Raw genomic sequence first — 13,023 nt, forward strand, 5'->3', positions numbered from 1 at the left:
CACAGGGGACGGTTCCCTGCGCGACAGCGTAGCCCGAAAGGCTGGGTGATCTCCTACAGAGACCTCACAGCCCTGGAAGGCATAACAGACAACAATTTCAAGGCCATCATCGCCTCCATGTACAAGACCCTCGAAGCCCACATTCGCCAACAGGTCGCCCCCGCCGCCCTGCGCGCCGAGTTCCGCCAGCACGAATTCGAGGCCATGCGCCGCTTCTGCCTGCTGATCTTCTGCATCGGCATCGCCATCTGGCTGATCTTCGACCTGATCGTCAGCTACCTTGGCGGCCAGGGTTTCACCTGGCTGTCGGGGGTGTTCATCGCCCTGTTGTGCAGCCTCTGCGTGGTCCTGGGCTTCACCCGCAAGAGCCAGCATTTCGACGTGCTCAACCTGTTGTTCGTGGCGGTGATCACCCTGGCCATGCGCCTGGTGATCGAGGGCATTCCGATCGTTCTGCGCCCGGTGTGGCTGGTGCTCGGAGTCTCGACGGTGCTCTACGCCGTCTCGCTGCTGCCGGTGCGGCGCTGGTCGTTCTTCTGCGCCCTGGGCATCACCTGGCTCATGCTCAACCCGTTCTTCCACACGCGTATCGAGGCCCTGGAGCTTGAGGGCGCGATGCTGATCAGCTACGGGGTATTCCTCAGCGGCCTGGTGACCTACAGCTACCTGCGCATCCGCCAGGCCAAGCTGCACAATTTCTACCTGACCAACGTGCTGCTGGAACAGGCCTACATCGACGCCCTGACCGAAATCCCCAACCGCCGCTCGTTCATGGCCAAGGCCGGAAAGCAGCTGCGCCAGGCGGATGCCGGACAGTTCCTGGCGATGATCGACATCGACAATTTCAAGCAGGTCAACGACCGCTTCGGCCATGACATCGGCGACGAGGTGCTCAAGCGCGTGGCAGCGCATATCAAGGCAGCGATGATCGGCTACGAGATCGCCCGGCTGGGCGGCGAGGAATTCGCGATCTTCTTCCAGGGGCTGGACGAAGCCAGCGCCGAGCAGCAGGTCGCCGTGCTGTGCCAGAGAGTGCGCGAGGACCTGTCTGCGCACCCGGTGACCATCAGCATCGGCCTGGCCCGGATCGACAGCGGCGATACCCTGAGCCTGGCGCTGATCAGGGCGGACCAGGCATTGTACGAGGCCAAGCACACCGGCAAGGACCGCTTCGTCCTGTGGACTACCCGGCTGGCAAACGAATCCTGAACTGCGCCCCGCCCAGCGCCGACTGCGCCACGGTCAGCGTGCCGCCCTGCCCTTCGATGGCCCGCCGGCTGATCGCCAGCCCCAGCCCGAACCCGCCGGTATTACGGTCACGGCTGCGGTCCAGGCGATAGAACGGCTGGAAGATCCGCTCACGCTCCTCGGTTGGGATGCCGATGCCGTCGTCTTCCACGGTCACCAGGCAAGCGCCGTCCTCTTCCCGGCGCAGGCGCAGCAGCAGGCTTTCATCGCAGTAGCGCATGGCGTTGCGCACCAGGTTCTGCACGGCGCGGGCGGTCAGCCGCGGGTCGAGGACGAAACGCGGCAGGTCGGTTTCGCAGCGCACCTCCCAACGGATGCCACGGTTGTCGAGCTCCTCGGCGAAGCTGCCGAGCACGCTGTCCACCAGTTCCAGCAACGACACCTCGACCCGCTCGCGGGCCTGGTCGACGCTGTCCAGGCGGCTGTAGGAGAGCAGTTCAAGCACCAGTTCGTCCAGTTCGCGCACATGGCCCACCAACCCCAGCAGGCGTTTGCGGCTGGCCGGCGGCACCTCGTCGAACAGCAGCACCAGGCCGAAGTCCAGGCGGGTCAAGGGCGTGCGCAGCTCGTGGGAAACCGCGTTGAGCAGTTCGCGCTGCTGGTTGACGTGGCGTTCCAGATCGCTGGCCATGGTGTCGAACACCCCGGCCAGTTCACCGATGTTCGAGCGAGGCGAGATATGCGTGCGCTCGGACATCTCGCCGCGCCCCAGGCGCCGGGCAGTGTCCTTCAGCCGTTCGAGGTCGCGCCAGTGCGGCCACACCCACAACAGCAGGCAGCCAAGCATGGCCGCGCCGATCAGCACGGTCACGCCCCAGGACAGCACGTTGATGTCCAGCGGGTCGTCCGGCGAATGCAGGCGCACCAGCCATTGCGAATCCAGCGGCGCCAGCACCGTTTCGTAGTAGCCCCAGTCGGCCATGCGCACCGCGAATAGGCCATGTTCGAGCCGGGCTTTCTCCTCGCTGCTCAAGTCGGCATCGTCCATGCGCAACAGGCGCACTTGCAAAGGTTTGAACACCTCGGCCAGGTCTTTTTCCACTGCCGGCCACTGCTCCTGCGGCACCTGCTGGAACTGGCGCACGATCAGGGTCTGCACGCCCTTGGCCTGCTCGAGGTTGTAGGCCATGAAGCGCTCATGGAACAACCCGACGATGGTGTCGGGGATCAGCGCGATCGCCCCGGCATAGGCGACGATGATCACCAGGTACAGCCGCACCAGGATCTTGAGCATGGCCTGTCAGTACTCCCACTCGACCCGGCTGAACAGATACCCCTTGCCCCACACGGTCTTGATCTTGCGTGCTTCGCCGGCGCTGTCGTCGAAGCGTCGGCGCAGCTTGGAGATGGCCACATCCACCGAACGGTCGGTGCCGTTGAACTCGATGCCGCGCAACTGCTGCAGGATACGGTCGCGGCTCATCACCTCGCCGGCGTTGCGCGCCAGCACCACCAGCAGGTTGTACTCGCCGCTGGACAGTTCCACCTCCTCGCCGCGCCAGCTGACCGTGCGCTCGGCCAGGTCGATGCGCAGGCCGCCGACCTGGATCAGGTCGCTGTCCAGGCGCGGCTCGTTGACGCTGCTGCGGCGCAGCAGGGTGCGCACCCTGGCCAGCAGCACCCGGGGTTCGCACGGTTTGGTGACATAGTCGTCGGCGCCCATTTCCAGCCCCAGCACCTGGTCGTGGCTGTCGTCACGGGCGGTCAGCATGAGGATCGGCAGGCCCTGGCTCTCCTGGCGCAGCAGGCGGCACACCTGCAGGCCGTCGAGGCCCGGCAGCATCAGGTCGAGGATCACCAGGTCCGGTTTCTGGCGGCGGAACTCGTCCAGTACATGGTCGCCGCGGGCAATCACCCGGACATGGAAATCGTTGCGTTGCAGGTAGCTGGCGATCAGTTCGGACAACGCGCTGTCGTCTTCGACCAGGAGAATGTTCGGCATAAGGGGATTTGACGAAAGATTGAAGTAAGGCAGGATATAGAATCCCGCGCGGGCCACCGCCGATTGTTCACACTTTTTCACACACGCCCAACACAGCTTAACAGCCGCCACCCGAACGGCTGCTTTAGCATACGCTGGATCAAACTTGGAAGATCCGTATGTCCATTCCCTGCCCTTCGCGCCTGCGCCCCTTGGCGCTGCTGGCGCTGATCACCCTTTCCCTGGCCGGTTGCAACGACGCCGCCGAACAGGAAGAACAGGCCCCGCCTTCCCAGGTCCGGGTCGAGACCCTGGCCGTGCAGCCACTGGCGATCAGCACGGAACTCAGCGGCCGCCTCCTCGCGCCGCGTACCGCCGAGGTGCGCGCCCGGGTAGCCGGCGTGGTGCTCAAGCGGGTGTACCGCGAAGGCAGCGACGTCAAGCAGGGCGACGTCTTGTTCCTGATCGACCCGGCGCCATTCAAGGCCGACTTCGACAGCGCCCGCGCCACCCTGGCCAAGGCCGAGGCAACCCTGTACCAGGCCCGCCTGCAGGAACAGCGCTACCGCGAGCTGGTCGACGACAAGGCGGTCAGCCGCCAGGAGTACGACAACGCCCGCGCCGCCTTCCTCCAGGCAGACGCCGCGGTCGGCGAAGCCAAGGCGGCGCTGGAACGGGCGCGCCTGAACCTGGGCTACGCCACCGTCACCGCGCCGATCTCCGGGCGCATCGGCCGCGCCCTGGTGACCGAGGGCGCGCTGGTCGGACAGAACGAAACCACGCCGCTGGCCACCATCCAGCAGTTGAACCCGATCCACGCCGACGTCACCCAGTCGACCCGCGAGCTCAATGCCCTGCGCCGCGCCTTGCGCGCCGGCGAACTGCGCCAGGTCGGCCAGGACCAGGTCAAGGCCACGCTGATCCAGGACGACGGCAGCGCCTACCCGCTGGCCGGCAAGCTGCTGTTCTCGGACATCAGTGTCGACCCGAGCACCAACCAGATTACCCTGCGCAGCGAGTTCCCCAACCCCGACCTCGACCTGCTGCCGGGCAGCTACGTGCGCGTGCGCCTGGACCAGGCGGTGCAGCCCCAGGGCATCAGCGTGCCGCAACGGGCGATCCTGCGCGACAGCGCCGGCGTGCCGAAGGTGCTGCTGGTCGACCCGCAGAAGCGCATCAGCGAACGCCAGGTGGTTTTGGGCAGCGCCCAGGGTGATCGCTGGATCGTCAGCGAGGGCCTGGCCCCGGGTGATCGCGTGGTGGTCGAGGGCCTGCAACACGTCAAGGCCGGCGACCAGGTCCAGGTCGACGAGCAACCGGGCGCCTCCGCGGTCGCCCAACACACCGGCCAATGAGGGCCTGATCCATGCCGCAGTTCTTCATCGACCGCCCGGTATTCGCCTGGGTGGTCGCCCTCTTCATCCTCCTGGTCGGCGCCCTGGCCATCCCGCAGTTGCCGGTGGCCCAGTACCCCGACGTGGCGCCGCCGCAGGTGGAAATCTACGCCGTCTACCCGGGCGCCTCGGCGGCGACCATGGACGAGAGCGTGGTCAGCATCATCGAGCAGGAGCTCAACGGTGCCGACAACCTGCTCTACTTCGAGTCGCAGAGCAGCCTGGGCAACGCCACCATCACCGCCAGTTTCCAGCCCGGCACCAATCCGGACATGGCCCAGGTCGATGTGCAGAACCGCCTCAAGGTGATCGAGTCGCGCCTGCCGCGCCCGGTGACTCAGCAAGGCCTGCAGGTTGAGAAAGTGTCCACCGGCTTCCTGCTGCTGGCCACCCTCACCTCCGAGGACGGCAGCCTCGATGAAATCGCCCTGTCGGACATCCTCGCGCGCAACGTGATGAACGAGATCCGCCGCATCAAGGGCGTCGGCAAGGCGCAGCTGTACGGCTCGGAGCGGGCCATGCGCATCTGGATCGACCCGGCCAAGCTGGTCGGCTTCAACCTCACGCCCAACGACGTGGCCGAGGCCATCGCCGCGCAGAACGCCCAGGTCGCCCCCGGCAGCATCGGCGACCTGCCCAGCCGGCCGACCCAGGAGATCACCGCCAACGTGGTGGTCAAGGGCCAGCTGAGCACCCCCGAGGAATTCGCCGCCATCGTCCTGCGCGCCAACACCGACGGCTCGACCGTCACCGTCGGCGATGTCGCCCGGGTCGAGATCGGCGCCCAGGAGTACCAGTACGGCACGCGCCTGAACGGCAAGGCCACCAGCGCCTTCAGCGTCAAGCTGTCGCCCGGCGCCAACGCCATGGAAACCGCGGGCCTGGTCAAGCAGAAGCTCGACGAGCTGGCGCGCTACTTCCCGGCCGGGGTGAAATACGACATCCCCTACGACACCTCGCCGTTCGTCAAGGTCTCGATCAAGCAGGTGATCAACACCCTTGTCGAGGCCATGGTGCTGGTGTTCGCGGTGATGTTCCTGTTCCTGCAGAACTTCCGCTACACCCTGATCCCGACCCTGGTGGTGCCGGTGGCGCTGATGGGCACCTTCGCGGTGATGAACGCGCTGGGCTTCTCGATCAACGTGCTGACCCTGTTCGGCATGGTGCTGGCGATCGGCATCCTGGTCGACGACGCCATCGTCGTGGTAGAGAACGTCGAGCGGATCATGGCCGAGGAAGGCCTGCCGCCCAAGGAAGCCACACGCAAGGCCATGGGCCAGATCAGTGGCGCCATCGTCGGCATCACCCTGGTGCTGGTGGCGGTGTTCCTGCCGATGGCCTTCATGAAAGGCTCGGTGGGCGTGATCTACCAGCAGTTCTCGGTGTCGATGGCGGTGTCGATCCTGTTCTCGGCGTTCCTCGCCCTGAGCCTGACCCCGGCCCTGTGCGCCACCCTGCTCAAGCCCTTGGAAAAGGGCGAGCACCATGAGCGCAAGGGTTTCTTCGGCTGGTTCAACCGCCGCTTCGAGGGCATGAGCAACGGCTACCAGCGCTGGGTGACCCACGCCCTGGCCCGCAGCGGCCGCTACCTGCTGGTGTATGCCGTGCTGCTGGCTGTGCTCGGCTACGGCTTCAGCCAGTTGCCCACCGCCTTCCTGCCCACCGAGGACCAGGGCTACACCATCACCGATATCCAGCTGCCGCCAGGCGCCAGCCAGGCGCGCACCATCGAAGTGGCCCGGCAGATCGAGGCGCACAACGCCGAAGAACCGGGCGTGGCCAACACCACGCTGATCCTCGGCTTCAGCTTCTCCGGCAGCGGCCAGAACGCGGCGCTGGCCTTTACCACGCTCAAGGACTGGTCCGAACGCGGTGGCGACGACAGCGCGCAGTCCATCGCCGACCGCGCCACCCTGGCCTTCACCCAGCTCAAGGACGCCATCGCCTACGCGGTGCTGCCACCGCCGGTGGACGGCCTGGGCGAGTCGACCGGCTTCGAGTTCCGCCTGCAGGACCGTGGCGGCATGGGGCACACCGCGCTCATGCAAGCCCGCGACCAGTTGCTGGAGGCGGCGCGCAAGAGCAAGGTACTGGTCAACGTGCGCGAAGCCTCGCTGGCCGAAAGCCCCCAGGTGGAACTGGAAATCGATCGGCGCCAGGCCAATGCCCTGGGCGTGTCGTTCGCCGACATCGGCGCGGTGCTGGACACCGCCGTGGGTTCCAACTATGTCAACGACTTCCCCAACCAGGGCCGCATGCAGCGGGTGGTGGTGCAGGCCGAAGGCGACCGGCGCAGCCAGGTCGAGGACCTGCTGAAGATCCACGTGCGCAACAACAGCGGCAAGATGGTGCCCCTCGGCGCCTTCGTCAGCGCCCACTGGCAGTCCGGTCCGGTGCAGCTGACCCGCTACAACGGCTACCCGGCGGTGTCGATCTCCGGCGAGCCGGCGGCCGGCCACAGCTCGGGCGAGGCCATGGCCGAGGTCGAACATCTGGTTGCCCAGCTGCCGGCCGGCGCCGGCCTGGAATGGACCGGCCTGTCGCTGCAGGAGCGTCTGTCTGGCAGCCAGGCCCCGCTGCTGATGGCGCTGTCGCTGCTGGTGGTGTTCCTGTGCCTGGCGGCGCTGTACGAAAGCTGGTCGATCCCCACCGCGGTGCTGCTGGTGGTGCCCCTGGGCGTGCTTGGCGCGGTGCTTGCGGTGACCCTGCGCGGGATGCCCAACGATGTGTACTTCAAGGTTGGCCTGATCACCCTGATCGGCCTGTCGGCGAAGAACGCCATCCTGATCATCGAGTTCGCCAAGGCCCTGGTCGACCAGGGCCACGACGCGGTGGACGCCGCGATTCAGGCCGCGCGCCTGCGCCTGCGCCCGATCGTGATGACCTCGCTGGCGTTCATCCTCGGCGTGGTGCCCCTGGCCATCGCCAGCGGCGCCAGCTCGGCCAGCCAGCAGGCGATCGGCACCGGGGTGATCGGCGGCATGCTCAGCGCCACTTTCGCCGTGGTGTTCGTGCCGGTGTTCTTCGTCGTGGTGATGCGCCTGGCCGGGCGCGGTCGGGCAAGGACGACCGAAGCAGCCACCCACGAGGCCTGACTGGACAAGCCTCGCGGTAAATGGGAGGGTTCCCGGCATTGACTGCCCGGAACCCTTTTTCATGCCTGACGCCCTCCCCCCCTGTTCCATCCTCATCCTCGCCGGAGGCCGTGGCCAGCGCATGGGCGGCCGCGACAAGGGCCTGGTGGCCTGGCGCGGCGAGCCGCTGGTGGCCCATGTGCAACGTGCCGTGCGGGCACTCAGCGATGATCTTGTGATCTCCTGCAACCGCAACCAGGCGGCCTATGCGGCGTATGCCGACCAACTCGTCAACGATGCCGATGCGGACTTTCCTGGTCCGCTGGCCGGGGTCATCAGCGGGCTCAAGGTGGCACGGCATGAATGGGTGGTGGTGCTGGCCTGCGATGCGCCGCTGATCGATCGGGCCTTGATCGAGAACCTGCTGGCCCTGGCGGTGGCCCACGACAGCCCGGCCATGGTGCGCCAGGGCGGGTACTGGCAGCCGATGTTCAATGTGCTGCCACGGCGGTTGCTGCCGCTGCTGGAGCAGGCCTGGCAGGCGGGTGAGCGGAGTTTGCAGAAGGCCTTGCTACAAGCGAATGTCCAGGGGCTGGAGTGTATAGAGGACGACCCGCGATTGAGTAACTTCAACAGCCCGGATCTGCTGCAGGATTAACACCTTGATCGCGGGGCAAGCCCGCTCCCACGAAAGCCCACTCCCGCAGAAATACGCGTGCTCTGTGGGAGCGGGCTTGCCCCGCGATTTCGTCGGCCCTGCCTACCCCATTCTTAGAGGCAAAAAAAGCCCCGGGCAAAATTCCCCGGGGCCAAGCGGTTGGAATCCCCAACCAAAGGAGTTTTTCAGCCCTTGCCCGGCCAACCACCGCCCAGGGCACGGAACAGATCGACCAATGCCAGCTGGCGTTGGGTACTGGCCTCGATGAACGCCGCTTCGTTGACATAGCCGTTGCGCTGCGCATCCAGGTAACGCAGGTGGCTGTCCACCCCACCCTCGTAGCGCGCCTTGGCCAGCGCCACGGTCGCCCGGCTGGTGTCGGCCAGGGCCCGGCGCGCCGCTTCCTCGCGGCGCAGGGTGTCGGTGGCGGCCAGGGCGTCGGCGACTTCGCGGAAGGCGGTCTGGATCGTGCCTTCATAGGTCGCCACCGCCGAATCCTTGCGCGCCTCGGCCAGGCTCAGGCCGGCCTTGTTGCGCCCGGCGTCGAACAGCGGCAGCGACAGCTGCGGCATGAAGCTCCAGCTGCGCGAACCGCCATCGAACAGCCCGGACATCTGCGCGCTGGAGGTGCCGAAGCTGCCGGTCAGGCTGATCCGCGGGAAGAACGCCGCCCGCGCCGCGCCGATATCGGCGTTGCGCGCCCGCAGCCGGTGCTCGGCGGCGAGGATGTCCGGGCGGCGTTCGATCAGCGCCGACGGCGCGCCCGGGGCGATATCCTGCAGGACCAGCGGCGCCTCGCTACGCTCGGCCGGGATCGCCGTGGCCGCGTCCGCGCTGCCCAGCAGCAGCACCAGGGCGTTGTAGGCCTGGCGCTGCTCGCGCACGATGCCTTCGAGCTCGGCCCGCGACTGTTCGACCAGCCCCAGCGCCTCCTGGTGATCCAACGCCGTGGCCGTGCCGGCAGTGCGCCGCTGGCCGACCAGGGCCAGCGAATCCTCGCGGCTGGCCAGGGTCTGGCGGGTCAGCGCCAGGCGCCGCTCGGCGCCGTCCAGGGTCAGGTAGGCCTGGCTGACCTCAGCGATCAGGGCAATGCGCGCGGCGCGGCCAACTTCCTCGGTGGCCAGGTACTGTTCCAGGGCCGCGTCACTCAGGCTCTTCACCCGACCGAACAGATCGACCTCGTACTCCGGCAGCGACAGGCCCACCTGGTAAGTACTGCTCACACCCTCGCGGCCGTTGCTCGACAGGTCCGCCGGCAAATGCTGGCGGTTGCCCGAAACCCCGGCATTCAAGCCCGGGAACCGGTCGGCACGCTGGATGCGGTACTGCGCGCGGGCCTGCTCGATATCCAGCAGGGTCTGGCGCAGCGAACGGTTGTTGTCCAGCGCGGTACCCACCAGCTGGCGCAGGGACGGGTCGACGATGAACCCCTGCCAGTCCAACTGCTCCACCGCCTTGCCGTGATGGCCGGCGGCATCGCCCCACTCGGCCGCCACCGGCGCCTCGGGGCGTTGGTAGGTCGGTGCCAGGGAGCAGCCGGTCAAGGTAACGGCCAGCGCGAACGAAATTGCGAGATTGCGCATGAGCATCACTGAGTCACCTCTATAGCGTGTTGCACGGGGGCCGGCTTGCGCTTGAGCAGCTTCAGCACGAAGACGAAACAGATCGGCACGAACACCACGCCCAGCAAGGTGGCGCTGAGCATGCCGCCGATCACCCCGGTACCGATGGCGCGCTGGCTGGCCGCGCCGGCGCCGGTGGCGATGGCCAGCGGCACCACGCCGAGGATGAAGGCCATGGAGGTCATCACGATCGGGCGGAAGCGCAGGCGCGCGGCCTCGATGGCGGCGTCGCTCAAGCTGTAGCCCTTCTCCCACAACTCCTTGGCGAACTCGACGATCAGGATCGCGTTCTTAGCCGCCAGGCCAATGATGGTGATCAGGCCAACCTTGAAGTACACATCGTTGGGCAGGCCGGTGAGCATCACCGCCCACACCGCGCCCAAGGCGCCGATCGGCACGATCAGCATTACCGTCAGCGGGATCGCCCAGCTTTCGTACAGTGCCACCAGCAGCAGGAACACCACCAGGATGGCCAGGGCGAACAGGGCCGTGGCCTGGCCGCTGGAGACCTTCTCCTGGTACGAGAGGCCCGTCCAGGCATAGCCGATGCCAGGCGGCAGTTCGCTGACCAGGCGTTCCATCTCGGCCATTGCCTGGCCGGTGCTGTGGCCGGGCGCGGCGTCACCGGCGATGCGGATCGACGGATAGCCGTTGTAGCGCACCAGCTGCACCGGGCCCTCTTCCCATTTCGTGGTGACGAAGGCGCTGAACGGCACCTGCTCGCCCTGGGCGTTCGGCGCATAGAGGCGCAGCACGCTTTCCGGGGTCATGCGCTCGCCCTGCTCGGCCTGCACCACCACGCGCTGCTGGCGCCCGGCGTTGGTGAAGTCGTTGATCACCACTGAACCGAAGGCGGTGGCCAGGGTGCTGTTGATGGTTTCGAAGCTCACGCCCAGGGCGCGGGCCTTCTCGCGGTCGATCTGCACGCGCAGCTGCGGCGCCTCGGCCAGGCCTTCCATCATCGCGTAGAGGATCACCGGGTTGCCGTTGGCGCGGGCCAGCAGCTGGTCACGGGCCGCCAGCAATGCTTCGCGGCCCAGGCCGCCACGGTCCATCAGGCGCAGGGCGAAACCGCCGGAGTTGCCCAGGCCGTCGATCGGCGGCGGCATGACCGCGGTGATGGTGCCATCGCCATTGGCCGCGAACTGGGCATTGATGGCGGCGGTTTCCGCCTCCGCCGATTGCTCGGGGCCGCGCACGGACCAGTCTTTGAAGGTGGGGAACGCCAGCGCGGCGTTGTCACCCTGGCCCGAGAAGCTGAAGCCGCTGACGATGAACGAGCTGGCCGTCGCCTCGCGGGACAACAGGAACTGCTCCAGCGCCTCGGCAGTGTGGTCGGTACGTACACGGCTGGCACCCGGCGGCAGCTGTACGTCGACAATGCTGTAGCCCAGGTCCTCGGATGGCACGAAGGCCTCTGGCAGGCGCAGGTAGGAGTAGCCGAGCACCACCAGGATGCCGACGTAGGCCAGCATCCAGCGACCGGCACGGGCCACCAGGGCGCTGTTCATCACCGAGTAGCGCTCGGTCACCCGGACGAAGGCGCGGTTGAAGGCACCGAAGAAACCGCCCTTCTCATGGTGGCCATGGGGCACCGGCTTGAGCAGCGTGGCGCACAGCGCCGGGGTGAAGGTCAGGGCGAGGAAGCCGGAGAACAGGATCGACACCGCCAGCGACACCGAGAACTGCTGGTAGATCACCCCCACGGAACCGGACATGAACGCCAGCGGCAGGAACACCGCCGCCAGCACCAGGGTGATACCGATGATCGCCCCGGACACCTGCCCCATCGCCTTGATGGTCGCGTCCACCGGCGACAGGCCCTCCTCGGCCATCAGCCGCTCGACGTTCTCCACCACCACGATGGCGTCGTCCACCAGGATGCCGATGGCCAGCACCATGCCGAACATGGTCATCATGTTCACCGAGAAGCCGAGCAGCTTCATGATCATCAGCGTGCCCAGCAGGCACACCGGCACCACGATCGACGGGATCAGGGTGTAGCGCACGTTCTGCAGGAACAGGAACATCACCAGGAACACCAGCACCATGGCTTCGATCAGGGTGTGGATGACCTTCTCGATGGCCACGTCGACGAAGCGCGAGGTGTCGTAGGGCACCGAGTACTCGACGCCCTCGGGGAAGAACTGCGCAAGCTCCGCCAGGCGTTCCTTGACCAGCGTCGCGGTCTGGATGGCGTTGGCACCGGGCGCCAGCTGCACCGCACCGGCCACGGCCGGGTGGCCGTCCAGGCGCGAGGACAGGTTGTAGTTCTCGCTGCCGATGGCCAGGCGCGCGACATCGCCCAGGCGCACGCTGGAGCCGTCGGGGTTGGCACGCAGGACGATACCGGCGAAGGCCTCGGGCGTATCGAGGGTGCCCTGCACCGCCAGGGTCGCGGTCAGCTCCTGTTCGCTGGCGCCCGGCGTGCTGCCGAAGCTGCCGGCCGGTACCTGGACGTTCTGGCCACGGATGGCATTGTTGATGTCGTCGATGGACAGGCCATAGCCCACCAGTTTCTGCGGATCGACCCAGACCCGCATGGCCGCTTCGGAGGCGAAGAACTGCAGCTTGCCCACGCCCGGCACGCGCAGCAGTTCGTTGTTGATATTGCGCGCGGCGTAGTCGGCCAGGGCCGTGGTGTCGCCGCGGTCGCCGGCCTTGCTGGTCAGGGCGTAGATCAGCAGGAAGCCGGAGCTGGCCTGCTCGACCTTCAGACCCTGGGTCAGCACTGCCTGGGGCATGCGCGCCTCGGCCTTCTTCAGGCGGTTCTGCACGTCGACCTGGGCCATGTCCGGCTTGGTGCCGGGCTCGAAGGTCACCAGCACCTCGGCGACGCCGTTGGAGTTGTTGGTGGACTCGTAGTACAGCAGGCCCTTGGCGCCGTTGAGCGACTCCTCGATGATGCTGGTCACCGACTCCACCAGCACCTTGGCCGAAGCCCCCGGATAGCTGGCGGTGATGGAAATCTGTGGCGGTGCCACGCTGGGGTACTGGGCCACCGGCAACGCCGGGATCACCAGCAGGCCGGCCAGGGCAATGAACAGCGCCACGACCCAGGCGAAGTTCGGCCGATTGATGAAGAACTTGGACATCTCGCTACCCT

8 protein-coding genes are annotated in these 13,023 nt (G+C 67.0%); 4 read left to right on the forward strand and 4 right to left on the reverse strand.

Annotation, left to right across the window (positions count from 1 at the left end; translation table 11 throughout):
* The first annotated feature begins 117 nt into the window (after nt 1–117).
* Nucleotides 118–1,209, forward strand: coding sequence for a GGDEF domain-containing protein (locus AC25M7_RS05225; protein WP_486970841.1), 1,092 nt, complete (start codon nt 118–120; stop codon nt 1,207–1,209).
* Here the strand turns inward: AC25M7_RS05225 and AC25M7_RS05230 are convergent.
* On the reverse strand, nt 1,184–2,482 hold the full coding sequence (locus AC25M7_RS05230) for an ATP-binding protein (protein ID WP_062360825.1): 1,299 nt from the start codon (nt 2,480–2,482) through the stop codon (nt 1,184–1,186). The two genes, AC25M7_RS05225 and AC25M7_RS05230, sit on opposite strands and share 26 nt — an antisense overlap.
* A gap of 6 nt (nt 2,483–2,488) precedes the next feature.
* Complete coding sequence (locus AC25M7_RS05235) at nt 2,489–3,190, reverse strand: response regulator (protein WP_062360827.1); 702 nt, start codon at nt 3,188–3,190, stop codon at nt 2,489–2,491.
* 158 nt (nt 3,191–3,348) lie between these two features.
* On the opposite strand from AC25M7_RS05235, the gene AC25M7_RS05240 reads away from it, so the two are divergent.
* The 3 genes from AC25M7_RS05240 (at nt 3,349) to mobA (ending at nt 8,295) form a co-directional block, all read left to right on the forward strand.
* Nucleotides 3,349–4,524 carry an efflux RND transporter periplasmic adaptor subunit gene (locus AC25M7_RS05240; protein ID WP_062360828.1) on the forward strand — a complete coding sequence of 392 codons (1,176 nt, stop codon included), beginning with the start codon at nt 3,349–3,351 and terminating at the stop codon, nt 4,522–4,524.
* 11 nt (nt 4,525–4,535) lie between these two features.
* Nucleotides 4,536–7,658: an efflux RND transporter permease subunit gene (locus tag AC25M7_RS05245; RefSeq protein ID WP_197865877.1), complete on the forward strand. Its 3,123-nt coding sequence runs from the start codon at nt 4,536–4,538 to the stop codon at nt 7,656–7,658.
* A 61-nt stretch (nt 7,659–7,719) separates the two neighbouring features.
* The gene (gene mobA, locus AC25M7_RS05250; protein WP_062360830.1) at nt 7,720–8,295 is read left to right on the forward strand and encodes a molybdenum cofactor guanylyltransferase MobA; all 576 of its coding nucleotides are present in this window, start codon (nt 7,720–7,722) and stop codon (nt 8,293–8,295) included.
* A 185-nt stretch (nt 8,296–8,480) separates the two neighbouring features.
* Here mobA and AC25M7_RS05255 read toward each other — a convergent pair whose 3' ends face one another.
* Nucleotides 8,481–9,884, reverse strand: coding sequence for an efflux transporter outer membrane subunit (locus AC25M7_RS05255; RefSeq protein ID WP_486970811.1), 1,404 nt, complete (start codon nt 9,882–9,884; stop codon nt 8,481–8,483).
* Nucleotides 9,884–13,012 (reverse strand): multidrug efflux RND transporter permease subunit, encoded by a 3,129-nt coding sequence (locus AC25M7_RS05260; protein ID WP_486970812.1) that lies wholly within the window; start codon nt 13,010–13,012, stop codon nt 9,884–9,886. The genes AC25M7_RS05255 and AC25M7_RS05260 overlap by 1 nt, the downstream gene beginning before the upstream one ends.
* Nucleotides 13,013–13,023: the final 11 nt, after the last annotated feature.

It is taken from the genome of Pseudomonas sp. P106(2024) (assembly GCF_057480815.1).

Bases quoted from the DNA above. Each gene is read 5' to 3' on its own strand.
- AC25M7_RS05225 (WP_486970841.1), top strand. From the start codon at position 118: ATGTACAAGACCCTCGAAGCCCACATTCGCCAACAGGTCGCCCCCGCC.
- AC25M7_RS05230 (WP_062360825.1), bottom strand. From the start codon at position 2,482: ATGCTCAAGATCCTGGTGCGGCTGTACCTGGTGATCATCGTCGCCTAT.
- AC25M7_RS05235 (WP_062360827.1), bottom strand. From the start codon at position 3,190: ATGCCGAACATTCTCCTGGTCGAAGACGACAGCGCGTTGTCCGAACTG.
- AC25M7_RS05240 (WP_062360828.1), top strand. From the start codon at position 3,349: ATGTCCATTCCCTGCCCTTCGCGCCTGCGCCCCTTGGCGCTGCTGGCG.
- AC25M7_RS05245 (WP_197865877.1), top strand. From the start codon at position 4,536: ATGCCGCAGTTCTTCATCGACCGCCCGGTATTCGCCTGGGTGGTCGCC.
- mobA (WP_062360830.1), top strand. From the start codon at position 7,720: ATGCCTGACGCCCTCCCCCCCTGTTCCATCCTCATCCTCGCCGGAGGC.
- AC25M7_RS05255 (WP_486970811.1), bottom strand. From the start codon at position 9,884: ATGCTCATGCGCAATCTCGCAATTTCGTTCGCGCTGGCCGTTACCTTG.
- AC25M7_RS05260 (WP_486970812.1), bottom strand. From the start codon at position 13,012: ATGTCCAAGTTCTTCATCAATCGGCCGAACTTCGCCTGGGTCGTGGCG.